The organism is Streptomyces ortus, assembly GCF_026341275.1.
GTDB classification, from domain to species: Bacteria; Actinomycetota; Actinomycetes; order Streptomycetales; family Streptomycetaceae; genus Streptomyces; species Streptomyces ortus.
Window position 1 is genome coordinate 8129507 of the sequence record NZ_JAIFZO010000002.1, and the last position, 23776, is coordinate 8153282.

Sequence of the window (23776 nt, forward strand, 5' to 3'; positions counted from 1 at the left end):
TATGTAGCGATCGCTGCGGAAGTCCCGACGGTAGCACTTCTGCAGCGATCGCTGCAGAAGGCGTAGACTGCGGGGGTGGATGTGGAGAGGAACACGGAGAGGAAACAGGGCGGCTCCATGGGCCGACCGCGGGCATTCGACGCCGACGACGCTCTCGAGCGCGCCATGCTGGTCTTCTGGAGACACGGCTACGAGGGGGCCAGCACCGCGAACCTGACGAACGCGATGGGCATCTCCACGACCAGCATGTACGCGGCCTTCGGCAACAAGGAGAAGCTGTTCCGCAAGGTGCTGGAGCGCTACACCGCGGGCCCTAGCGAGTACATGGCCCGAGCGCTGGAAGAGCCGACCGCCCTCGGTGTCGCCACCGCGATCCTGGCCGGCACCGTGCGGACCACCACCCGTCCGGCCAGTCCCCACGGGTGCCTGGGCGTCCAGAGCGCCCTTGCCGCCAGCGACTCGGGCCAGGAAGTCCGCGACCTCCTCGTCGACTGGCGCAACGACGGCTACACCCGCGTACGGGAGAGGTTCCAGCGGGCCGTGGACGAAGGCGACCTGCCCGCGGACGCCGATCCGGGGCTCCTGGCCCGCTACATCACCACCTTCGGCTACGGCATCGCCGTACAGGCCGCGAGCGGTGTCGGCCGTGCCGAACTCCAGGAGACGGTCGACGCGGCCCTGCGCGACTGGCCACCCCGCTGAGCCCCCTGCGCGCTGGGACGGCGTCCACGTCCACCAGGTGACGGGAAGGTGCGAAACGCGGCAGACCCGGCTGCCGCCGATCCACGTGAGGTCCCGTAAGTCCTCGGACGCTCGGCGGCCGTCAAGGCCGCGGCTCCCCGGGGCGCGGCGGCCCGTTGTCAGTGGCGGGTGGAAAGCTGAATGTCGTGAATGGCGACGAGCAGCTGCTGCGCGGCCGGATATACGGCCATGACCACGACGACCCCGATCCGGGCCCACGCCCGGGCCGCTCCTACGTCGCCCTGGTCGGCGGCCCCCTGGACGGACTGCTCCTGGACGTCACCGACTGGACACCGGATCAGATCGCCGAGGGTGCCGTGCTGTCCACCGAGCTCGGCCGGTTCGGCGCCGGCGGCCGGGCTCTGTACGACCCGCGTCCGTCCGACCCGGGCCGCTTCGACTGGTCCGGTGACAGCCCCTGATCTCCGCGGGGGAGGCCGACCGGGGTGGGCGCGGTCAGCCGTCGCCGTTGACCATGGCGGCGGTCAGGACGTTGCCGCCGACTCCCCAGCCGCCGTCGGCGACCTCGTCGACGAGCACGACGGTGGTGGCACGGGCCCGCTCACCGTAGATCTCCGCGTACAGGTCGGTGGTGCGCTCGACGATCTTCTTCTTGTCCTCGGCGCTGATGGTCCCGGCGGGGACCTTGAAGTTGGCGAAAGGCATGAGGTGTCTCCTGGGTGGTCGACTCAATGGTCGGCCGAACGGTCAGTTGCACCGGCATCTGGATGTTCGGCGTTCCGCGGCCTCGGACGGTCCGTGGCCACGCCCTCAAGCCTGTGCGACGAGGGCCGGTGCAACCAGGGGATGCCATCCCCTGGGTCCATGGCCTGGGCGGGCACACAATGGACGAATGAGTTCCGCGAAGTACACCGAGCTCGGGGCGTTCCTGCGGTCGAGGCGCGACCGCATCCGCCCGACCGACGTCGGGTTCCCCTCCGGACCCCGGCGCCGGGTACCGGGGCTGCGCCGCGACGAGGTCGCCCAGCTCGCGGGAGCGTCCGTGGACTACTACAACGAACTCGAACGGGGAGCGGGATCCCAGCCGTCCGAGCAGATGCTCGCCGCACTGGCCAGGGCTCTGCGGCTGACCGCCGACGAGCGCGACTACCTCTACCGGCTGGCGGGCCGGCCGGTGCCCGCGCCCGGAGGACCCGCCTCACACGTCCATCCCGGCATGCTCGACCTGCTGAACCGTCTGACGTCGACCCCCGCTCAGGTCATCACCGACCTGCACGTCACCCTCGTACAGAATCCGCTCGCGGTGGCCCTGCTGGGGGATCATTCGGGGTTTCGCGGGGCCCGGGCCAGTCTTGTCCACCGGTGGTTCTCCGACCCCGACACCCGGAACCTGTACCCGGAAGCCGACCACGAGGCCCAGTCCCGTGTCTTCGTCGCCGATCTGCGGGCAGCCGCCGCCCGGCGGGACAAGAAGGATCCCGAAGCCGGCTCGCTGATCAGCTTCCTGCTCGACACCTCCGCCGAATTCGCCGCGCTGTGGGCCGTGCACGACGTGGCGTTCCGGCGGGACGACCGCAAGCGCCTCAACCACCGCACGCTGGGCCTCGTCGAGGTCAACTGCCTCAATCTGTTCAGCGAGGACGGCAGGCAGCGGCTGCTGTGGTTCACCCCCGCGGTCGGTACCGACAGCGCCGACCTGCTCGACCTGCTCGCGGTCCTCGGCACACAGGAGGTCGTCGAACCGACCTGACGAGGGAGGCGGCCCGCAACGGGCCACCACGGGTGTCATCCGTGGGTGTACGCCCGCAGGCCGATGCCCGTGCCGCACGCGCGCCCTATGCTCGCGCCATGCCAGCGCATCCACGCCAGCTTCCGCTGCTCGAACGCCTGTCGCCCGGCCGCTGGACGGCGGTCGTCTGGGGCGGGGCCATGGCTTTCGCGTGCGTCGACGAGTTCTTCGTCCTGCCGGGCGACGCCGTCCGGGACGGCCAGGTCGTACCCGGCTTCGACCTGACCTGGGTGAGCGGCCCGATCCTGCTGGGTGCCGCCGTCCTCGTCCTGACGGCCTGCCGGATCCTGCGCACCCGCCCGCTCGTGGCCTACGCGCTCCTGCTGCTCGGCTCGGCGCTCGGGGCGGGACTGCTCGGCCAGGCCGCCGAATTCCCGCTCGTGCAGTTCCTGGCGCCGGACGTCGCCCTGTACTTCGTCGCGGCCACCACGACGCGACGCGTCTCAGGCCTGGCGGCCGGCATGGCACTCACCGTGCTGATGATCCCGTTGACGGTACGGCTGTCCGGGGGCGGCGGCATCAACACCGCGGGGCAGCTGGCCGTGGCCCTCATGGTGCTCGTGGCCTGGCTCCTCGGCAACTCCGCCCGCCGGTCCCGGCTCCATGCCGAGCAGTCCAGGGCGCAGGCCGCCGTCCAGGCCACCACCGCCGAACGTCTGCGCATCGCGCGGGAGTTGCACGACGTCGTCGCGCACACGATCGGCATCGTCGCCCTCCAGGCCGGTGCCGCCCGCCGTGTCATCGACACACAGCCGGACCGGGCCAGGGAAGCACTCGGCGAGGTGGAGAACGCGAGCCGGGAGACACTGTCCGGACTGCGCAGGATGCTCGGCGCGCTGCGTGCGGCGGACGCGGCGGACGGTCCGTCGTACGAAGCGCCGAGCCTGTCGGACGTCGACGCGCCGGCCGCGGCCACCACGGCGGCGGGGGTGCGGGTCGTCGTGCGGTGGGACGGTCGTCGGCGGCCCCTGCCGCCGGACATCGACCTGTCGGCGTACCGCATCGTCCAAGAGGCGGTCACCAACGTGGTCAGACACGCGGGCGCCCGCTCGTGTCTGGTGCGCGTCGACCACCGGGACGCGGAGCTGACTCCGGAGATCACCGACACGGGGCGTGGACCCGGCGGCGACGGCTCCCGCGCCGGTTACGGCCTCGTGGGCATGCGCGAACGAGTCGCCCTGCTGCAGGGGGAGTTCACCGCGGGCGCGCGCCCAGGGGGCGGATTCCGGGTGACGGCCCGACTGCCGCTGCCCGACCCGGCGCCGTACGAGAAACCGACACCACTGGCCTCGTGACCGGAGGAACCGGCCGGACACAAGCATGCCCGGCTGGACGGGGGACCAGCCGGGCATGGGCTTGTGGGGGAGGGCCGGCGCGTTGCCACGCGCTGGGCGGCTCGCCTGATCAGTGATGTCCGTGAGCGGAGCTCGACGCGCCGCCGAACAGCCGTGCCACGGCCCGGAAAGGCAGGGTGACGACGGTGGCGACGGCTCCGCCGATGGAGCGAAGAACATCTGCGATTGCCTTCAACACGGTGGTCCTCCGTACTCTGTGGGGCGCAGTGCGCCGGTTCTGGCTTGCCGCTGTACGGCCGATCACCGCACGGGTGCCCGGTGATCGACGGAGGAAACCGGCCCAGCGGGCCTGTCGAAGTGGGGCCTGTTGAAGTCGGCCGGTCGAAGGGGCCCGTCGAAGCGGGCCGTCGAGGCCGGCCGGAGCCGCATCGCCGACTACGCGGCTCCGGCCTTCGTCCTCCAGGCGTGCCCGAAGAGGCAACTCCCGCCATCTCGCACCGCCGGGAGGGCGGCCCGCGCGAGGTCCGATCCGGGGGGAGATGCTCGGCCCTCGCGCTTCCGGCCGTTGCCGCGCACGTGCGCGTCAGCGACCGGCCACCACCAGCGTCCCACCCCGGGCGCGACATGTCCGCACACCGGACCGGCGCTTTCGCCCGCCGTGCGCCCACCATGGCTTTCCCGCGAAAAAATCCGCCCGGCGACAGCAAAGAGACGGCCGGGGGACTGCGCCGAGGACACGGGCCTATCGGTTACCGCGGCCCGGCGCGGAGATCGTTTCGGCGAGCACGAGCAGGTCACCGTCGGCCGCTGATTCGGCGATGCTGTGTCCGAGCCGCAGCAGCAGCCCCGAGACGGCGACCTTCACGATCACCCTTATGCTGTCGTCGGCGTTCGAGGCGCAGCCCCCGCGTTCACGAGCCAGCGAGGCGAACTCGTCCGACGCGGTCCAGCTCACCAGGGCACCGGCGGGCACCTCGGTCACCCTTAGCCCCGGAACATCGGGCTCCTTCTCGCTCAGTACCTGGAAGCCGGCCTGGAGCAGAGCGGATTTCACTTGGGAAACGAGCTCCGCAGGTACGTATGACACCGGGTCCGGGTGCCCCCGAGGACGGAGACCATGCCTGCGTATACGTCACCCGAAGGTGCTGTCCCTCCGAGATCAGCACTGCTGCTCGAACTGGAGGTCGGCGTACCGCCGGGCGGCGATGTCCTGGCGGGTCCCCACGATCAGGTTCATCGTGCGGACGTCGTAGTCGATCGCCTGACCGGCCAGCTGGGCGAGGAGTACGAGGTCGCCCTCGTCCGGAGCCATGTCCCAGGACTGGGAGAACCCGCCGACCTGCACGGTGACGCCCGGGCGGCGCCCGTCGGAGGCCGCGGCGAGGACGGCCTCCTCGAAGCTGTCCAGCACGTCATCGTTCTCGTCGTCTTTCCCGCCCTCGTCCAGGAAGGCGCGGGTGGCCGGCGACTCCCGCCAGTCCTCGTCGACGGTGAGGCCGGCCAGCGGGTACAGGGTCTGGGGTGCGTAGACCTTCACCTGCATGGGTTCACCGTCGAACTCGTACGTCGCCGCGCGCTCGGTGGTCGGAGTGCCGACGGGAACGTGCAGCACCATGGCCGAGTCGGGCGGGTACTCGATCTCGGTGAAGAACAACAGATGGCCGTCGGCGGGCAGTTCGATGTCGAGCGCGCCACGGGGCAGGGCGCCGCAGTCGACACTCAGCACCAACGGCCCTTTCCCCGCGGGCCAGTCCACCCCGTCCGGCAGCGCGGGAAGCCCGCCTGCTCGCGCGGCCGGGCGGGCGTCCTTTCGCCGGCTCTCCGGAAGGTCCCCGTGCGGCACCAGATAGAGGCAGGGCCGGGACCGGGCCGTCAACTCCCGTGCCACGGCGTCGGGAACGCCGTGTTCGGCGGCTTTCTCGCGAACGAGCCGCTCGTCGATCGATGTCATGCCCGCGATCGTGCCACCAGCCACTGACAAGCCGCGAACCGCGGTCAGCGGCGTCGGCGTGACAGCCAGGCGGCGGCCAGCGCGCCGGAGATGTTGTGCCAGACGGAGAAGACGGCGGCGGGCAGTGCGGCCAGCGGGCTGAAATGGGCGGTGGCCAGGGAGGCCGCCAGCCCCGAGTTCTGCATGCCGACCTCGAAGGCCATGGCGCGGCTCGCCGGCTCGCCCAGCCTGGTGAGCCGTCCCGCGCCGTAGCCGAGTGCCAGCCCGAGGCCGTTGTGGAGCACGACGGCGACGAACACCAGCAGGGCCGCCGACTTGATGGCGTCGGCGCTGCCCGCCACCACCACGGTCACGATCACACCGATGGTCACGGCGGACAGCCAGGGCAGCACGGGCAGGGCCCGTTGCACGTAACGGCTCGCCAGCAGCCGGACGGCGACTCCCGCGAGGACCGGCAGCAGCACGGTCTTGAGGATGTCGACGACCATCGAACCGGCGTCGACGGGCAGGTACTCGCCTGCCAGCAGCAGCGTCAGCGGCGGCGTGACCAGCGGGGCCACCAGGGTGGAGACGGTGGCCACGGAGACGGACAGCGCGACGTCACCGCGCGCCAGATACGTCACCACGTTGGAGGCGGTGCCGCTCGGGGCGCAGCCGACGAGGATGACCCCGGCCGCGAGCTGTGGCGGCAGTTGCAGCAGGTGGGCGATGATCCAGCCGAGCCCCGGCATGATGACGTAGTGCGCGCCCAGCCCGAGGGCCACCGCCCAGGGCCGTCCGGCGACACCGCGGAAGTCCTGCGGCGTCATCGTGATGCCCATGCAGAACATCACCACGCCCAGCAGGTACGGCACCGACTCGCCCCAGCCGGTGAAGCTGCCCGGGAGCAGCAGCCCGAGGGCGCCCGCGGCGAGAACGAGGACGGGGAAGAGGGTGACGGCGCGGCGCGCGGAACGATCGCCCGCGGTGTCATCGCGGATGTCGTCGGCGGTCGTGTGCTGTTCGGGTCGTTCGGTACTCACCGTGAGAGACAACGCCTGGTCAGGGCCCGGATGCAAGCCTGTCTCGCGATGTGATCACAGGTCCCGGGCGCCCTCCCGCGGGACGTACGGCAGGAGGGCGCCCGGGCGAGGTGTCAGCCGTGGTACGTGATGTAGCCGTTGCCGTCGCGGTCGTTCGCGCGCTTGGTGTAGGAGTGGACGTCAGCCCTGGAGCCGCTGGGCTTGTACAGGTAGATGGTGTCCTTGTCGTTGTTCCAGATGAAATTGCAGTTCTGGCGGTAGACGACATTGCCGGCGTCGGAGTCGGTGCCCCGCCCGCCGCGCAGCTTCACGTAGTCGCCGGGCTCCAGCTTGTGACTGGCCGTGAAGGTGAACTTGTTCCCGGTGGCGTCCTTGACGACGTAGCCCTTGAGGTTGACCGTCGCGGTGCGGGAGTAGTTCTTGATGGTCAGGTACTCGTTCTTCGTGTTCCCCCCGGAACAGCGGTTGGAGTCGGTCCCGGGTGCGTCGTACTGGACGCCCTTGACCTTCAGTGCGGACGAGTACTCGGCAGCCTGGGCGGTGCCGGTCGAGAGCGCGGCGAACGCGCCGAGTGTGGCAACTGCGGTCAGCGCACAGCGTATGCGCATGGGTGGATCCCCCTCAGTGGTGCGGATGAAGCTGTTGGAGCATACCTAATGTGAACTTAAAGCGTTCATTGTGTGCGAAATGTGGAGGCGGGGCGTCAGCATTTGAGGGGAGGCGTCAACGGCCGTCCCGCTGAGGGCTTTTGACGGCGTGCCGGATCCACCATCCGGCCAGGTGGAGGATCCAGAGGCCGGTGAGGGCGACACCCGCGCCCTTCGCCGCGTCGGACAGAAGCCCTTCGGTCCTGACGCCGGGCGGCAGCCCGTTCGTCGGCTGCGTGGCTGCCAGCCACCAGGCGCGGCCGAAGGCTCCGAGGAGCGCGAGCAGTGCGACGGCGAGGACGGCACGGCTCCGTGGCGTGTCACTGAGGCCGGCGCGGACCCGGTCGGTGAGGAGGCGGGCCCGCCCGCGCCACACGTACAGCGCGATGGCCGCCAGGCCGCCGATCGTGCTCAGGTGCTGCAGCGCTCGCGCCCAGGTGAGGCTGCCCGCCAGCGGTGAGGTCAGCCAGGGGGCGTGGGTGACGAAGAAGCCGTCGTGATGGGTGAAGGCATCCCAGGCCAGGTGCGTGGCGATGCCGATCAGGGCGGACGCGACGATCCACCCGGCTCGGCGTATCGGTGCGCCGGCCGTGCGGGGCGGCAGTGGTGAGGGGCCGGTTGCCGGGAGCAGCGATGCCGTGGGGCGGCGACCTGCGCGGAACAGGGCCCAGAGCGCGAGGGCGTACGGCAGGGAGACGGTGGCGGCGCCGAGGGCGGTGTGCGAGGTCGTGGCGTTGGTGAAGGGTTCGTACCACGACTGCGCGCTCACGGGCAGGCCCGTGGTGACCACGTAGTAGGGCATGTCGGGTGCGACGGCGCCTGCCACCAGCGCGGCCCGGCCGAAGGGCCGTCGCATCAGCGGCAGCACGGCCGCGGGGTGGGACAGGGTGAACGGCATGGGTGTCCTCTCGCGCGGACCCGATAGTCCGTCGAGCGGAATGCTACGTCAAACGGACTATGGGCGGCGCGTGCTCGGCCGTGGGGGGCGACCGGGGCGACCAGGGTGTCCGAGGCGACCGAGACGTCCGGCCGACGGGGCGATCAACGCCGCCGTCGCGAGCGCGGCTGCGAGCCACAGGACGGCGGCCGTCTCACCCCGGGCCGTGGTGTAGACGTGGGCGAGCAGGGGCGGCGACACCAGGGCCATCACTCCCAGCTCAAGGCCGCCTCGTGATCCACTGCGCCAGGTCAGCGCCACACCGGTCGCGGCGATCACGAGTACCGGCCAGCACCCGTAGTCCGTGCTGACCCAGGGCACCGCGTGCGCGTCGATGGCCGCGCGCGGCACGACGACGAGCGCGATCACGGCGCCGGCCGTACCGGCCCGGCCCCCCGCGATCGCCTCCTGACGCCGGTCCGGCGGGCACGCGAGCACCACGGCCGCCGTCAGGGCCAGCGCGGTGGGGGTGACGACCGGGTCGCCGAACGCCGGTCCGCTGACCACCGCCGCCACGGCGAAGGAGAGCAACCCGGCCACCGTGCAAGGCGCTCCCGCCCGCCACCGGCCGGTCAGCGCCGTGGCCGCTCCCGCGCATCCGATCAGTGACGAGACGAGCAGCGCACCCCACGCCCCGGACAGGTCGACCCGAAGCTGCGCTCCGAGCGGGGTGGGGGAGGAGACCAGAGCGGCGTACCAGCGCAGAAGGTGCAGGCCGCAGACGGCTGCGGAGACGGCCAGGGCGAAGGGGTATGCCAGGGCGAGCACCCGTGCGGCACGACTGGCGGGCCCCAGGCCCAGCCGCAGCCGCAGCGCGTGCGCCGCGAGGCCCGCGCCCTCCCGCAGCCGCGAGCCCAGCGGTTCACCGGCGGTCAACTCGCGGTAGGTCGCGGCGATCTCCGCGCCATGAGCGCTCCGGTAGGCGGCGGGGTACAGCCGCAGCACGTGCGCGATCAACGAGTGACGGCCGACGGCCGGGTGACGGAGAGCCGGCGCGTGGCCTCCTTCGCCGTCGCGGCCAGCCGCTCGGCCTCCGCCGTCAGCCGTTCCCGCCCCGACGCGGACAGGGTGAAGATCCGCCGTGCCCGGCCGTCGGCGACCTCCTCGCGTTCGATCGCGATCAGACCGTCGGCCAGCAGGCGGTCCAGTGCCCCGTACAGGGCGCCCGTACGCAGTACGACACGACCGCCGGTCATCGCCTTGACCTCCTGCGCGATGGCGTACCCATGTCGGGGTGCGTCCGCGAGGGCGGTCAGCACCATCAAGGTCGGCTCCTGCATCACACGCTCAGTCACCCCTCGACGATAGTCACTCCGCCGGACTGTCTCAACGCGGTGGTCGTGCCGGTGCCGTGCTCCTCAGCGTACGGGCGGTCCGGTGGGCCCCGTCGGGAACTCCTGGACGCCCAGGACCCGCAGCAGGTCCAGCCGCTCGCGCGCCTCGGCGTCCGCCGGAGTGAGCACCAGCAACTGCTGGCCCTGATCGGGCGTGACCAGGGTCTCGCAGTCCATCGTCAGACGGCCGACCCGCGGATGCTGGAAGGTCTTGCGGTCGGTGCGCCGCACCGCCACCTCGTGCTCGGTCCACAGCCGCCGGAAGTCGGCGCTCGCGGCCAGCAACCGGTCGACGAGAGCGGCCACCGCGGCGTCGCCCGCCCGGCGGCCGACCGCCGCGCGCAGGTCCGCCACGAGCCGGCGACCGTGGTTCTCCTGCTCCTCGGGCGGGCAGACCGCGCGGGCGGCGGGATCGGTGAACCAGCGGTACACGACGTAACGCCGGTCGCCTGAGATACCGGTGAGGTCGCCCATGAGCAGGAGGGCGGCGCGGTTCTGGGCGAGGATCTCGCCCAGGTCGGACAGCACCAGGGCCGGGGTGTCACCGAGCAGGTCGAGCATGCGGATCAGGCCCGCGCGGGCGAGCCGGGCCGCCCCCTCGGCGGGCGGGGGCCGATGGCCGGCCAAGTGGAAGAGGTGGTCGCGCTCGTCGTCGGAGAGCCGCAACGCCCGTGCCAGCGCCCCCAGGAGCTGTGCCGACGGCTGGCTGCTGCGGCCCTGTTCGAGGCGGACGACGTAGTCCACCGACATCCCGGCCAGCATCGCCACCTCTTCCCGGCGCAGACCGGCGGTGCGGCGGCGGGGGCCGTCGGTGATGCCGACCTCGGCGGGGCGGATCGACTCCCGGCGGCGGCGCAGGAAGTCCGCGAGCTGATCACGTTCCATGAAGCCATGGTCCCCCGCGCGGGCGGACCGAGCCAGGGAGCGGCGCTCCCATGATGAACGCTCCGCTCCCGTACGCGGCGGCGCCCACCCACAGTGGGTGCCGGACCGACGACGAAGGAGAACCCCGTGACGAACGACAACGCGGTGACGAACGAGAACGCGGTGGCGGCGGAGAACGCCGTGACGACGCCGAACGAGGCGATGACCGAGAACGGCATGAGGACACGGACCCTGGGGAGCAACGGGCCGGCCGTCTCCGCGCTGGGCCTGGGCGCGATGGGGATGTCGGGCGCCTACGGTGCCGCCGACCGCGCCGAGAGCATCGCCACCGTGCATGCCGCGCTGGAGGCAGGAGTCACGCTGTTCGACACCGCCGACTTCTACGCGATGGGCCACAACGAGCTGCTGCTCGCCGAGGCACTGCGCGGCCGGGACCGGGACAGCTACCGGCTGAGCGTCAAGTTCGGCATGCTGCGGGCGCCGGGCCCCGGGTTCGGCGGGCACGACGGCCGCCCTGAAGCGGTGAAGAACTTCCTGGCCTACTCACTGACCCGGCTGGGCACCGACCACATCGACATCTACCGTCCGGCCCGGCTGGACCCCGACGTGCCGATCGAGGAGACGGTGGGCGCGGTCAAGGACATGATCGACGCCGGATACGTACGGCACCTCGGCCTCTCCGAGGTCGACGCCGCGACGGTCCGCCGGGCCCACGCGGTGCATCCGGTCGCGGACCTGCAGATCGAGTACTCGCTGATCTCCCGCGCGGTGGAGAGGGACGTCCTGTCCGCACTGCGGGAACTCGGCATCGGACTGACCGCGTACGGCGTGCTCGGCCGGGGTCTCATCTCCGGGCACTGGTCCGCCGGCCGTGCCGCGGGTCCCGGGGATGTCCGCGGCCTCAGTCCGCGGTTCTCCGGCGGCAATGTGGAGCACAACCTCACCCTGGTGGAGGCACTGCGCCGGATCGCCGGAGCCAAGGGGTGCACCGTCGCCCAGCTGGCCATCGCCTGGGTGGCCGCGCAGGGGGAGGACATCGTGCCGCTGGTCGGCGCCCGCACCCGGGAACGGCTGGCCGAGGCGCTGCCCGCGTTGGAGGTGGACCTCACCGCGGACGACCTGGCCGAGATCGAGAAGGCGGTGCCGTCGGGGGCGGCGCGAGGTGACCGATACCCCTCCGCGTTCATGTCCGGCCTCGGTGTGGGGAACTGACCGCGGGGAGGGCGGCCGGGGCGAACGACCGTCACCCGGGGCGTGCGCAGGAGGGTCGGCTCGCAGGACCGTGCGGGTGGCGCGGGCGGTGAGAGGCGTGGGGCGGCCCCGTTGCCGGTAGGAAAGATGCGCGGCGGTTCCGTGTCACTGACACGGTCCTCGCCGGACCTGCCCGTCCCGCCACCCGCATTCCGCTTGCGGACACCGGACACCGGACACCGACCGGCGGCTGTCGCCGCTTTCCGCCGGCCGCTTCCTGCTTCCTGCTTCCCGCTTCCCGCACGAAAGGATCTCCCCTCATGCGCGTTTCGTTGATCACGAAGGCCGCGTCCCTGCTCGGTGCCGCCGCTCTGGTCGGCGGGGGACCGCTGTTCTCCGGTACCGCCCAGGCCGACGAAGGGGGGACGTACGACTGCCAGATGGTCTACGTCTTCGGCAACGGTTCTCGGGTGGAGGGTTACGACTGCGGGAAGCCGCTCACCTATGACGGGCCGGGCAAGGTCCGGTACTTCAACGGGTCCAGCGGCTGGACGTGTCAGCACATCAGCGTGCGGCCGGACCCCGAGGGAGGCGCCGAAGCGGTGTCGGTCCTCAAGGCGACCGGCTGCACATCGGACAACTACCCCGGCCGCACCGGCCGTGAGGTGGCCGGCATCCGCCCCTGAGCCCGCGCGACGCGCTTCGGATCATGGTTGTTGTTCCCTGGTGGAAGGCGCTTTCGCGGTGTAGCGTCATCCTCAGATGTCGTGGTTCGCAGTACCTGCCCGCGCTCCGGTGCGGGCATTTTGCTGTGCAGTGCTGGACCAGGGCGATCACCTCCGGGCCCACGCGGTGTGGGTCCGATAGCGACTGGAAGGGCACGAGCATGGCCAAGGGAACTGTGAAGTGGTTCAACGCCGAGAAGGGCTTCGGCTTCATCGAGCAGGAGGGCGGCGGTCCTGACGTCTTCGCCCACTACTCGAACATCAACGCCTCCGGCTTCCGTGAGCTGCAGGAGGGCCAGGTCGTGAACTTCGACGTCACGCAGGGCCAGAAGGGCCCGCAGGCGGAGAACATCACGCCTGCCTGATCCCACAGCCAGACGGTGGCCCCCGGAACACACGTTCCGGGGGCCACCGTGCGTGCACCGGCTCAGACGTGCGCTGACATGCTGCCGGACTCGAACGGTGTCAGGTGTCAGGCGTCAGGTGTCAGCGTTCCATGATCCGCATCTGTGCCTCGGTGTGGGTGTCGCCGGCGGCCGGGGGGAGGCCGGTGAGCCTGGCGAGTTGCTCGTGCGTGAGGCGGACGGTGTCGGCGGCGGTGTTCTCCTCGACGCGCGCCACACGCCGGGTACCGGGGATGGGCGCGATGTCGTCGCCCTGCGCCAGCAGCCAGGCGAGGGCGACCTGGGCCGGCGTGACGCCGATCTCGGCGGCGACGGCGGCGACCTGGTCGGCCAGCCGGAGGTTGTGCTGGAAGTTCTCGTCGGTGAACCGGGGGTTGTTCGCACGGAAGTCGGTGGGGTCGAACTGGTCGGTGGAGCGGATCGTGCCGGTCAGGACGCCGCGGCCGAGGGGCGAGAAGGGGACGAAGCCGATGTTCAGCTCGCGCAGGACGGGCAGCACCCGGGCCTCGGGGTCGCGGGTGAACAGGGAGTACTCGGACTGGACAGCGGTGATCGGGTGCACGGCGTGGGCGCGGCGGATGGTGTCGGGCCCCGCCTCGGAGAGGCCGATGTGCCCGATCTTGCCCTCGCTGACGAGCTCGGCCAGGCACCCGACCGTGTCCTCGATCGCCGTGCCGGCGTCGACGCGGTGCTGGTAGTACAGGTCGATGTGATCGGTGCCCAGGCGCTTGAGTGAGCCTTCGACGGCGGCGCGCACGTTGTCCGGGCTGCTGTCCGTGGGCCCCGGGCGACCCGTGTGGGAGATCAGGCCGAACTTGGTCGCCAGCACGACCTGGTCCCGGCGGCCCTTGAGGGCGCGGCCGACCAGTTCCTCGTTGATGTACGGGCCGTAGACCTCGGCGGTGTCGATGAAGGTGACGCCCAGTTCCAGTGCGCGGTGGATGGTGCGCACGGACTCCGCGTCGTCGGCTCCGGCGCCGGTGTAACCGTGGGACATGCCCATCGCGCCCAGACCGATACGGGAGACGTCCAGGTCGCGCAGTGTGACGTGCTTCATCGCTGTTCCTCTTCTCGTGGTCCGCCGACGTGCCGGCGCCCATTCTCCGGCAGGGAACCACGCCGTGCCGTTCACCTGTGGACAACCGGTGCCCGGGGCCGTCGGCGGGGCGGACTCCCTGACGTGTGCCCGGCCTGCCGGGCTAGGTGCGCTGGTGCTCCGTACCCTCTTCCGCCGCCGAGGCCCCGGCCGTTCCCAGGGACTTGGTGATCGTTTCGGAGCGGTGGCCGCCCCGGTCCATGAGGCCCCCGGTGAAGGCGAGGCCCAGGCCCGCCACGGCGAGAGCCGCGCCGACCAGGTTGGGCGCGGCCCAGCCCCAGCCGGCCGAGATGACCAGGCCGCCGAGCCAGGCACCGCCCGCGTTGGCCAGGTTGAAGGCGGAGTGGTTGGAGGCCGCCGCCATGGTCGGGGCGTTCTTCGCCTTGGCCATGAGCAGCATCTGCACGGGCGTGGTGATCAGGGAACCCATCGCGCCGATGAAGGTGATCGTGATCAGGGCGGGCACGGTGCTGTGGACGGTGAAGTAGAAGATGACCAGCGCCGCCGCGAGAAGGGCGAGTCCCCCGTACAGCGTCGGCCGCAGCGCGCGGTCCGTCAGCGGGCCCGCGAGCAGGGTGCCGCCGGTCATACCGACGCCGTAGAGCGCGAGGACGAGGGTGGTCGAAGCGTCGGAGATGCCCGTCAGGTGCGTCAGCATGGGCACCAGGTAGCTGTAGACGGCGAAGAAACCGCCGAACCCGACGACGGCCGTGGCCAGGCCGATCGCGACCTGCTTGTTGCCCATCGCCCGCAGCTCGTGCCGGATGCCGGACAGTTGCCCGCGCGGCTGGTGAGGGACGAAGAGCGCCAGCGAGACCAGGGCTATGAGCCCGATGACGGCGACCGTCCAGTACGCGGAGCGCCAGCCCAGTTGCTGCCCGAGCGCCGTGCTGGCCGGTACGCCGACGATGTTGGCGACGGTCAGCCCGAGGAACATCTTGGAGACGGCGCGGGCCGCCCGGTCGGGGGCGACGAGCCGGGAGGCGACGACCGCTCCCACCCCGAAGAGCGCCCCGTGCGGCAGCCCCGACAGGAAGCGCGCGGCGAAGAGCAGGCCGAAGTCGGGAGCGAGGGCGGACGCGGCGTTGCCGACCACGAACAGCCCGGTCAGGAGCAGCAGCAGCCGTTTGTGGGGGACGCGCGCTCCGATGCCCGTGAGGACGGGGGCGCCGACGACGACCCCGAGCGCGTAGGCCGAGACGAGGTTGCCGGCCTGCGGCACGGACACCCCTACCCCGTCGGCGATCTGGGGCAGCAGCCCCATCGTGGCGAACTCGGTGGTGCCGATGCCGAACGCGACGACGGCGAGGGCCAGCAGGGCCAGGGGCATGGTGCGGGAGACCTTTCACAGACAGGGTCCGGTGGTGGGAGGCGAGGTGGGTCCGGAACCCTTGCCGGTTTCCCTGGCCCCTCGCGCTGAGCACCATTGCCCGGCAGCCCCAGAACGGGGCAAGCCTATAAGAAGGTGACAGGACCCCTGAGCCAGGCGTCCGTCGCAGTCCGGCGCCGCGGCACGGTCCCGCGGTGGTGGTGACCGGCCATGAGCGGTCGTGACGGACAGTGACTGGCGGGTGCGTTCAACCCGTAGGGCGAACGAGGGGGAATCCCGTGCTCACGGTGCGCGGCGTGGCAGAAACGTGCCAATGGGGGAGGTCAGAACAGATACGGACAAGATACGACTGGCGTTGTCCGAACGTGACCGACGTCAGGGCTAGACTGCAGCAACCGAACGGCCTCTGTCTCGCGTGTAGTTGATACCTGAGAGCACCTGGTGGTGAGAGGTGCCGCTCGGACGGAACAGGTCCGGGCGCTCATTCATGCCCAAAGACAAGGGAGATAGGCCCCCATGCACCACGAGGACGCAGTGTCCCCGGACGCGAGCCCGGAGCGGTTGATCGCTGATCGCTACCGTCTGCTGTCCACCCTCGGTGAGGGCGGCATGGGAACCGTCTGGCGCGCCCGCGACGAGGTGCTGCGCCGTGAGGTCGCCATCAAGGAGGTGCGCGCCCCCTCCGGGCTGTCCGCCGAGAAGATCGAGCGCATGTACACCCGGCTGGAGCGGGAGGCATGGGCCGCGGCGCGCATCACCGCCCCCAGCGTGATCACCGTCCACGACGTCGTCACCGACGGCGACCGCCCGTGGATCGTGATGGAGCTGGTCCGTGGCCGTTCGCTGGCGGAACTGATCGCGACGCAGGGGGCGTTGAGCCCGCAGGAGACCGCGCGCATCGGCGTCCAGGTGCTCAGCGCACTGCGTGCCGCACACGCCGCCGACGTGCTGCACCGCGATGTGAAACCGGCCAATGTCCTGCTGGCCGAGGACGACAGGGTGATCCTCACCGACTTCGGTATCGCCATGGTCATCGGTGACACCGCGCTCACCATGACCGGCGAGGTCGTCGGTTCTCCCGAGTACCTCGCCCCCGAACAGGCCCTGGGCCGCCCCCTGGGCCCCGCCACGGACCTGTGGTCCCTCGGTGTCCTGCTGCACACCGCCGTGCAGGGCCGTTCGCCCTTCCGGCAGGACAGCGCCCTGGGGACCCTGCGTGCCGTCGTCGACGACGAGCCGCCGACTCCGCACCGGGCCGGTCCCCTGACCTCTGTCATCGACGGTCTGCTGCGCAAGGACCCCGCCGAGCGCGCCTCCGCCGAGCAGACGGCGCGGGACCTGCGGCTGATAGCGGCCGGCGGCACACCCGGCGCCGACGTCACGACGACGGAATCCACACCGACGGTGACCGTGACCGCGCAGAACATCGCCGCGCGGACCGGCGGCACCCGGACCGGCGGCGCGCAGACCGGCGGGGTGGGCCCCGCGGCGCAGCCCTCCGCCGCCGACGCCACCTTGGACGTCACCCTTGACGCGCCCGCCGAGGATCCGCGCCTCGCGACGAGTGCTTCGTATCCGGACGTCGAGGCGACGCGGACCGCGGCCACGGAAGCCGCGGCGGCCCACACCGCGGCAGCACACAGCACAGCGGCGCAGGACGCGGTGACCCACGCCGCGGCGGCCGAGGCCACGTCGGCGGCGACCCCCTCCGCGCGGCCCGCCCCCGCGGACGGCTCCTCGGAGACCGTCGTCGACACGCCCGCCGGGCAGGCGCAGGGCTCACCGCAGGCCTCGCCCTTCGGCGCGACGGCGACGGACGGTACCGGCGCCACCAGCCCCGAAGGCACCACCGGTCCTACCGCACACATCGCCCCCACCGGCACCTTCGGGCCCGCCCATCCGCCCGCATCGATCACACCTCCGCAGGCCGCGCCTGCGTACTCGCTCCCGACGGCGAGCGGCCCGGTCAACGGGGAGACGCCCGCTGCGGCCGAGCCGCGGCGCACCAAGCGCAAGGGCTACCTGCTGGTGGCGCTGGCCACCGTGTCCGCCCTGCTCCTGGGCGGGCTGGGCTACGCCCTGACGCGTGACGACGACGACCGGGCGGACGGCAAGAGCCCCGGCACGAAGACCAGTTCCTCCCCACAGCAGGCGCAGAACGGTTCCCCCTCCGAGGGAGGGGACGGCTCGGGCGACGCGGCACAGCCGCCGGTGACGGTGGCGGTCACGGGAACGAACACCACGTACACGGGGGCCTGCCCGCCGCCGCAGGGGGAGGCCCCCGCCTTCACGGCCACCTTCGAAGTGACGGAGCTGCCCGTGCGGTTCACCTACCGATGGGTCTCGGCGGAAGGGTCGGTGGTCGACAAGACGTGGCGGGCGCTGTCCTTCTCCAAGGGCGGCCCCCGCACCCACCAGGAGACGATACGTGTGACGACGTACGCGCAGGAGGGGACGCTGGCGAGCGCGATGGGCGTGGAGATCAAATCGTCGCAGCAGACCATCTCCGACACGGTGCCGTTCACGCTGACATGCCAGTGACGGTCCGGGCGGCGGCCGTGCACCCTCGGCGCGCCACCGCCCACTGACCGGCCCGGTGCGGCCCGATCGCACCCCGGTCGCCTGCTTGTGATGGTCCAGTTGGCCCTCGTGCCGGACCGGCCGCCCGGTGCGGTCCGTCCGGACAACGGGGCATGTCTGCAAGGAGTTTGAGTGTCGTCGGTCATCGTGGGACGCACGGGTCCCTTCAGCGGTCAGAGCGTGGTGCTGGGCACCGCCGCCCTGCGGTTCGGTCGCAAGAGCGACAACGACGTGATCATCGTCAGCACCAGCGCTTCCCGGCTGCACGCCGAGATCGTCGTGGAGGACGACACGTTCGTCCTGCACGACCGCAACAGCAGGAACGGCACCTACGTCAACGAACGGCGCGTCACCCGGCACCCGCTGGCCCCGGGCGACGTCATCCGGATCGGCGACGAGACCTTCCTGTTCGAGACGCAGGAGGCGCTGGAGACGGTCATGGACCTCTCCCAGCTCGACGTGCCGCGCCCCACGGCCCTGGCGAACCCCAGCGCGCTCCGCGTCACGGTCGCCGGCGGGGGACCGGTCGGTCTCGCCTTCGCCCTGCTGCTCGAAAACGCCCTGAAGGGACGGGTGTTCATCACCGTCTACGAAGGACGGTGGGTCAAGAACGGTACGACGGTGACCTGGAAGGACGAGACACTCGGCAACGTCCGCCGCCAGCAGGTCGTGACCATCCAGAGCCGGCAGTACCTCGCCCTGACCGAGGAGATGCAGACCGCGCTCTTCGAGACCGACCAGCACTTCTCCGAGATGTGGCCCGTCGGTCCCGACTCCGTCGAGGGCCGGCCGCCCCGCAACATCCGGATCGCCTATGTCGAGGACCAGCTGCTGAGGCTGGCCAACACCAAGTCGGCGATCCGGCTCGTGCCCGAGCGCTTCGATCCCTCGGAGCACGAGCACCGGGTCGCCAACGACCATGTCCTGGCGATCTGCGACGGCGGACGGTCCCGCACCCGCGAGCACTACGCCGACCGCTTCGGCGCGGCCGACGCGTCCATCTACTCCCTCGACGGCGAACACCTCCAGGACGTGGTGCTGGGCCTGCGGGTCAAGTCGCCCCTCACGGACCGGATGAGCGTCCTGCTGACCGTGTCGCAGAACAGGTTCCTGCTCAACTCGCTGCGCGGCGAGGGCTTCCTGAACATGCGGCTCACCCGTGAGGAGACCAAGGCGGTGATCGGCATCGATCCCGTCCGCCAGGTCTTCGAGGAGTGCATCGCCGCACGCCCCTGCGTCATGAGCCGCCACGAGGACAACGAGTTCGTCTGCCCCACCCACGGCACCCTCTTCCTGCCCGCGCTGCTGCGCGGCTCGCACCTGTGGAAGCGGATCCGGGAGGGACTCAAGCTGTTCGGGGTGGCCGAGGACGACCTCAGCGCCATCACCTCGTTCCGGCTGGACATGGTGCAGCGCCCCAGGTTCACGGCGCAGCTCACCCGCTCCACCGCGACGACCCCGGGAACGTACGGCTTCCTCCTGGGCGACGCCGCCAACGCCATCCACTTCTGGCCGGGGCGCGGTCTCAACAGCGGCCTCGCCTCCGCCGTGTCCCTGGCCCGCTCACTCAGCCGCACCTGGCAGGGCCGGCCGCTGCGCGACGCCGACTTCATCCGGCACGAGGCCGCGATGTCCATGCTCCAGTACCGGCACAAGAGCCGCGCGTGGAACGCCATGGTCACCACGGACGAGCACGGAACCACCCGCGCGATCAAGGACATCATCGCCCGCAGCATGGAGCAGGCCGAGCCCCCGGTCGCCGCCGTGGCGCAGGCCGGCGCGTCCGAAGGCGAGGACAAGGCGGAGCGGCCCGACGTGGACGCGCTGCTTGAACGCATGGGCGCGATACGCGACCGGCTGGAGACCCGTCTTCCCGGTATGCCCTCGGACGAGGAACTGCGCGAACACCTCGCCACGCTCGCGCCGTCGACCCTGCGAGTGCTCCAGGAGAGCGGTGCGTGGGACACCCTGATCGTCGGCGGTGAGGAGGCCGACATCGACCTCTTCTACCAGCCGGACGCCCCCATCTACGCCCCCCGCCCCGCGGACCCCCGTGTGACGGGACCCGACTCGGGCCCCCCGGGACCCGTGGCACTCGACCGGGCCTGAGCGGTCCGCCCGGCCCGCAGAAGGCCCACTACGGCCGGGCTCATGGAGAACGCGTACCGCAGGGACCTCCTGCGGCACCCGGGTCCGCTCGGCCCAGCAGGGCGAGGAGCGGTGCCGCGGGCAGGGGGTGGCGGGTGTGGCCGTACGGCCCCGTGGTCGTGGTGGCGGTGAGCAGCGCGTTGAGGACGGCCTCCTCGACGGCGTCGAGGACGGCGACGAAGAGGGGGTCCAGCCGGTCGTCGGGCAGCACGGCTGGCCCGGCGGGTGTGCCCAGCGGGCGGGTGCCGAAGGCGAGGCCGTAGTCGCCGCTGCCGTGGCCGTACGCGGCGCCGACCCTGGCCAGTCCGTAGACGGCGCGCCGGGCGAGGCGGGTCAACTGGCGGGCGTCCAGCGGTGCGTCGGTGGCGACCACGACCATGCAGGAACCGGCCTCGGGGACGGCGCCCGCGGTGGAGCCCGGGTCCGTGGCCGGTACGCCGACGTCGGCGGGCGTGACCACCCGGCCCGACACCCGTAGCGTGCCGCCGAAGTTGGCCTGCACGAGCACTCCGAGCGTCACGTCCGGGCCCGACAGCGGTACGCGTCGCGACGAGGTGCCGATGCCGGCCTTGAACCCCAGCGCGGTCATCCCGGTGCCCGCGCCGACGCTGCCCTCGGCGACCGGTCCGCCGCACGCGGTGTCGAGGGCGGCCCGGACGTGTGCCTCGCGGACCGGACGCGAGCGGATGTCCGACAGGAGTCCGTCGTTGCACTCGCCCACGACCGGGTTCAGGCTCCGGGCGGCGGCTCCCTCGGGCCGTTCCAGGACCCAGCCCACCAGGGCGTCCGCGACCCTGAAGGCGGACAGGGTCGAGGTGAGCAGCACCGGTGTCTCCAGCGCGCCGAGTTCGGCGAGCTGCGTGCTGCCGAGGAGCTTGCCGTAGCCGTTGCCCGCGAACACCCCGGCGGGCAGCGGGCTGCCGGGGCCCACCCCGTCCGGCACGATCGCGGTGACGCCGCTGTGCACCCGCGGCGGCCGGACGAGCGTGGTGTGCCCGACGCGGACCCCGGGCACATCGGTCAGGGCGTTGTGCGTCCCGGTGGGCAGGTCGCCGACCACGATCCCCAGCTCACGGGCTCTGCGGACGGGGACGGACGGGGGCGGCGCGGGCGGTGACGCGTGCATACCGCCACGCTATCGGCACGCCGTCGGCCCGACGTACGCCACCGGGCGCTTGGCCCCCGAGGGCCGCGCGTCGCCGGGCCGGGCCCGCGCGCCCGGCCCGGATCCCCGCTACCGGGCAGCGCCGCTCCGGGGCCGGGCCCCTGTCCCCGGGGCGCGCCGCTCCGGGCCGGGCTCCTGTCCCCGCTACCGGGCCGCGCTCCCGGGTCGCGCCGAACCGGGCCGTCCCGCCGGCCAGGTGGTTCTGCCGGCCGGGGAGGCGGCCTCCCCGGGCCGTTTCGCCTCCCCGGGCGGGCCGCGTTGTGCCCCGGCGCGCCGCCCCCGCGGATTTCGCCAACCGGTGCGTCCGAAAGCCTCCGTTGGCCGGAATCAGAGGTGGGGAGTGCGCGTGACGCCCGTCGGGGTGCCGGCGCGGGACCAGGCGCACCCCCCGTACCAGACGCGTCGCGCGTTACGCGAACCTCATGCGCACCGTGCGTGCCAGGCACACCATCTGCCCCACCCTCGACCACCGCCCCGGGCGCCGCCCGGGCACCGCACACGAAAGACGGTCACCGTGCTGAGGAACCTGCCCGACCCACCGGACGAACTCGTCGGACGACGCCGGGAACTGGCGCACCTCGCCGACGCCCTGGACCGGCACCGCCTGGTCGTCCTCACCGGTGTGGGCGGCGTGGGCAAGAGCCGGCTCGCGCTGCACGCCGCGGGGCAGGTGATGCGTACCGGCACCAGAGGCGTCGCCTGGGCCGACCTGTGGCCGCTGACGAACCCGCGCCTCCTGCTCGCCACCGTCGCCGACGCCCTCGACTTCGCCGACCACGCGACGGCCGGACCGCTGGACGCGCTGTGCGCGTGGCTGGCGGGCAAGGACGTGCTGCTGGTGCTGGACTCCTGCGAGCACCTCTCGGCGGCCTGCCGCGACCTGCTCACCCGGCTCCTCGACGACTGCCCGGGAGTGACCGTGCTGGCGACCAGCCGAGAGCCGCTGGGGATGGACGGCGAGCACCGCCTCGTGGTGGAGCCGCTGCCTCCCGACTCCGACGCCGTGGAACTCTTCCGCCGTCGTGCGACCGCGACCGGAACCGGCCCGATGGGCCCGGCGGACGTCGTGGTCGCCGCCCGGCTGTGCGGGTGGCTCGAAGGGATCCCGCTCGCGCTGGAACTGGCGGCCGGCCAACTGGCCCACCACACGCTCGACGAGGTCGAAGAACTCCTGCGGGTACGCCTGGACCTCTCCGCCCAGCACCCGGTGCGTGCGGGCCGCGTGCATTTCCGGCAGCGGACGCTGCGCACCGCGATCGGCTGGAGCCACGAACTGTGCGAGCCCGCGGAGCGGTTGCTGTGGGCGCGGTTCTCGGTGTTCAGGGACGCCGTGGACGCCGACGCGGTGCGCGCGGTGTGCGCCGACGAGGCCCTGCGCGTCTCGGACGTCGAACGGGCGCTCGCCGGCCTGGAGCGCAAATCCGTGGTGACCCGGGTGAACGGCCGCTTCCGGATGCTCGACACCCTGCGCGAGTACGGCCGGATGTGGCTCGGGGAACTGGACGAGACCGCGGTGCTGTCCCGGCGGCACTCCGCCTACTTCCTGCGCCGCGCCCGGCGGGCCCACGCAGACTGGCTGGGCCCGACACAGATCGACGCCTACCGCTGGGTCTCCGCCGCCCATTCCGACCTGTGCGCCGCGCTCGACCACTTCCTCACCACCCGGCCGCAGGAGGCGCTCGAACTGGCCGGGCTGCTGGGCTTCTTCTGGAGCTGCTGCGGTCACCTGCGGGAGGCCACGGGCTATCTGGAGGAGGCCCTGGCGCTGACGGACGAGCCGGGCGCGGTGCGCACCCGGGCCCTGTGGTCCCTGGGCGTCGCCCGGGTGCTGTCCGGCGAGCACGACGCGGCGCAGCGGCTCGCCCTCGCGTGCCAGCGACAGGCCGCGGCCCAGGAGGAGACCGAGGGGGCGCTGCACGCCGCCTATCTGCAGGGGCTGGTCCATCTGATGCGGGGCCGGCCGATGGCCGCGCGGTTCGTCGTCGACGCGGCCCTGCGGGGCGCCGACGGCGGGCCCTCCCACTCCGTGGGCCGCGTGCTGTGCCGTCTGGTCCGCGTCTTCGCCCTGACGGGTGAGGGACTGCGCGAACAGGCCCGCCGTGAGGCCGGTGAGCTGCGTCGGGAGTGTGTCGTACGCGGCGAGTGGTGGACCCGGTCGTACGCCGAGTACCAACTGGCGCTGCTCGCGTTGTTCGAGGACCGCGCGGAGGAAGCCGCCGGACACGCCGCCGCCATGCTCGACGGCAAGCGCCGCATCGGTGACAGCTTCGGCATCGCCCTCGGCCTGGACCTGCTCGCCTCGGCGCTCGCCGCGCAGGGCGACGGCGGTCCCGCGGTCGCCGCGTACGGCGCCGGCGAGAACTACTGGGCCGCCGTCGGCCATCCGCAGCGGGGCACGCCGGAACTCGGCCCGGTACGGGACCAGTACGAGTCGACGGCCCGCTCCCTGCTGGGCGACTCCGCCTACGACCAGGCCCTGCTCGTCTCGGTCCTCCGTGACCCCGAGTCGGTGCTCCAGGAACTGCTGGACAGAACCGGCTGAACGGAGACGCCCGAGTAGGGGGCCGCGACGCTC

General features: G+C 72.0%; 23 protein-coding genes. 10 read left to right on the plus strand and 13 right to left on the minus strand.

Translation table 11 applies throughout. The annotated features are described in order from the left end of the window. Window positions 1-117: 117 nt before the first annotated feature. The gene (locus tag K3769_RS38645; protein ID WP_267031733.1) at window positions 118-702 is read left to right on the plus strand and encodes a TetR/AcrR family transcriptional regulator; all 585 of its coding nucleotides are present in this window, start codon (window positions 118-120) and stop codon (window positions 700-702) included. Between the two features lie 185 nt (window positions 703-887). Then, entirely contained in the window at window positions 888-1163 is a 276-nt protein-coding gene (locus tag K3769_RS38650) for a hypothetical protein (protein WP_267030873.1), read from the plus strand. Between the two features lie 34 nt (window positions 1164-1197). Here the strand turns inward: K3769_RS38650 and K3769_RS38655 are convergent, their stop codons facing one another. Further along, on the minus strand, window positions 1198-1407 hold the full coding sequence (locus K3769_RS38655; protein WP_267030874.1) for a 4-oxalocrotonate tautomerase family protein: 210 nt from the start codon (window positions 1405-1407) through the stop codon (window positions 1198-1200). Window positions 1408-1594: 187 nt separating this feature from the next. Between K3769_RS38655 and K3769_RS38660 the strand changes: the two genes are divergently transcribed. Then, window positions 1595-2452 (plus strand): helix-turn-helix transcriptional regulator, encoded by an 858-nt coding sequence (locus K3769_RS38660; RefSeq protein ID WP_267030875.1) that lies wholly within the window; start codon window positions 1595-1597, stop codon window positions 2450-2452. 98 nt (window positions 2453-2550) lie between these two features. Beyond that, the gene (locus tag K3769_RS38665) at window positions 2551-3786 is read left to right on the plus strand and encodes a sensor histidine kinase (protein WP_267030876.1); all 1236 of its coding nucleotides are present in this window, start codon (window positions 2551-2553) and stop codon (window positions 3784-3786) included. Window positions 3787-3895: 109 nt separating this feature from the next. Here K3769_RS38665 and K3769_RS38670 read toward each other — a convergent pair whose 3' ends face one another. From K3769_RS38670 to K3769_RS38710, 9 genes are all read right to left on the minus strand, one after another. Further along, window positions 3896-4024, minus strand: coding sequence for an LPFR motif small protein (locus K3769_RS38670; RefSeq protein ID WP_254644124.1), 129 nt, complete (start codon window positions 4022-4024; stop codon window positions 3896-3898). Between the two features lie 504 nt (window positions 4025-4528). Then, window positions 4529-4840, minus strand: a complete 312-nt coding sequence (locus K3769_RS38675; protein WP_267030877.1) for a hypothetical protein — start codon at window positions 4838-4840, stop codon at window positions 4529-4531. A 105-nt stretch (window positions 4841-4945) separates the two neighbouring features. Next, a complete protein-coding gene (locus K3769_RS38680) occupies window positions 4946-5737 on the minus strand; it encodes a DUF1963 domain-containing protein (RefSeq protein ID WP_267030878.1) in 792 nt (263 codons plus the stop codon). A gap of 44 nt (window positions 5738-5781) precedes the next feature. Further along, window positions 5782-6759, minus strand: a complete 978-nt coding sequence (locus tag K3769_RS38685) for a bile acid:sodium symporter family protein (RefSeq protein WP_372515123.1) — start codon at window positions 6757-6759, stop codon at window positions 5782-5784. 113 nt (window positions 6760-6872) lie between these two features. Then, window positions 6873-7367, minus strand: coding sequence for a lamin tail domain-containing protein (locus K3769_RS38690; protein ID WP_267030879.1), 495 nt, complete (start codon window positions 7365-7367; stop codon window positions 6873-6875). 115 nt (window positions 7368-7482) lie between these two features. Further along, complete coding sequence (locus K3769_RS38695) at window positions 7483-8304, minus strand: DUF4184 family protein (RefSeq protein WP_267030880.1); 822 nt, start codon at window positions 8302-8304, stop codon at window positions 7483-7485. 57 nt (window positions 8305-8361) lie between these two features. Beyond that, complete coding sequence (locus K3769_RS38700) at window positions 8362-9300, minus strand: hypothetical protein (protein ID WP_267030881.1); 939 nt, start codon at window positions 9298-9300, stop codon at window positions 8362-8364. Next, entirely contained in the window at window positions 9297-9623 is a 327-nt protein-coding gene (locus K3769_RS38705) for a PadR family transcriptional regulator (RefSeq protein WP_267031735.1), read from the minus strand. The genes K3769_RS38700 and K3769_RS38705 overlap by 4 nt, the downstream gene beginning before the upstream one ends. 78 nt (window positions 9624-9701) lie before the next feature. After that, a complete protein-coding gene (locus K3769_RS38710) occupies window positions 9702-10562 on the minus strand; it encodes a helix-turn-helix transcriptional regulator (RefSeq protein WP_267030882.1) in 861 nt (286 codons plus the stop codon). A 216-nt stretch (window positions 10563-10778) separates the two neighbouring features. Here K3769_RS38710 and K3769_RS38715 point away from each other — a divergent pair, with 216 nt between their 5' ends. From K3769_RS38715 to K3769_RS38725, 3 genes are all read left to right on the plus strand, one after another. After that, window positions 10779-11774 (plus strand): aldo/keto reductase, encoded by a 996-nt coding sequence (locus K3769_RS38715; protein ID WP_267031736.1) that lies wholly within the window; start codon window positions 10779-10781, stop codon window positions 11772-11774. A gap of 299 nt (window positions 11775-12073) precedes the next feature. Next, window positions 12074-12439, plus strand: a complete 366-nt coding sequence (locus K3769_RS38720) for a hypothetical protein (RefSeq protein WP_267030883.1) — start codon at window positions 12074-12076, stop codon at window positions 12437-12439. 200 nt (window positions 12440-12639) lie between these two features. After that, on the plus strand, window positions 12640-12843 hold the full coding sequence (locus K3769_RS38725; RefSeq protein ID WP_107014587.1) for a cold-shock protein: 204 nt from the start codon (window positions 12640-12642) through the stop codon (window positions 12841-12843). Between the two features lie 121 nt (window positions 12844-12964). On the opposite strand, the gene K3769_RS38730 is transcribed toward K3769_RS38725, so the two are convergent. After that, complete coding sequence (locus K3769_RS38730; RefSeq protein WP_267030884.1) at window positions 12965-13939, minus strand: aldo/keto reductase; 975 nt, start codon at window positions 13937-13939, stop codon at window positions 12965-12967. 142 nt (window positions 13940-14081) lie between these two features. Beyond that, complete coding sequence (locus K3769_RS38735) at window positions 14082-15308, minus strand: MFS transporter (protein ID WP_267030885.1); 1227 nt, start codon at window positions 15306-15308, stop codon at window positions 14082-14084. A 516-nt stretch (window positions 15309-15824) separates the two neighbouring features. Between K3769_RS38735 and K3769_RS38740 the strand changes: the two genes are divergently transcribed. Further along, window positions 15825-17849, plus strand: coding sequence for a serine/threonine-protein kinase (locus K3769_RS38740; protein WP_267030886.1), 2025 nt, complete (start codon window positions 15825-15827; stop codon window positions 17847-17849). 171 nt (window positions 17850-18020) lie between these two features. Next, complete coding sequence (locus tag K3769_RS38745; protein WP_267030887.1) at window positions 18021-19997, plus strand: FHA domain-containing protein; 1977 nt, start codon at window positions 18021-18023, stop codon at window positions 19995-19997. A 40-nt stretch (window positions 19998-20037) separates the two neighbouring features. Here the strand turns inward: K3769_RS38745 and K3769_RS38750 are convergent, their stop codons facing one another. Then, a complete protein-coding gene (locus tag K3769_RS38750; protein WP_267030888.1) occupies window positions 20038-21162 on the minus strand; it encodes a P1 family peptidase in 1125 nt (374 codons plus the stop codon). 553 nt (window positions 21163-21715) lie between these two features. On the opposite strand from K3769_RS38750, the gene K3769_RS38755 reads away from it, so the two are divergent. Further along, window positions 21716-23743, plus strand: a complete 2028-nt coding sequence (locus K3769_RS38755) for an ATP-binding protein (RefSeq protein ID WP_267030889.1) — start codon at window positions 21716-21718, stop codon at window positions 23741-23743. Window positions 23744-23776 lie beyond the last annotated feature (33 nt).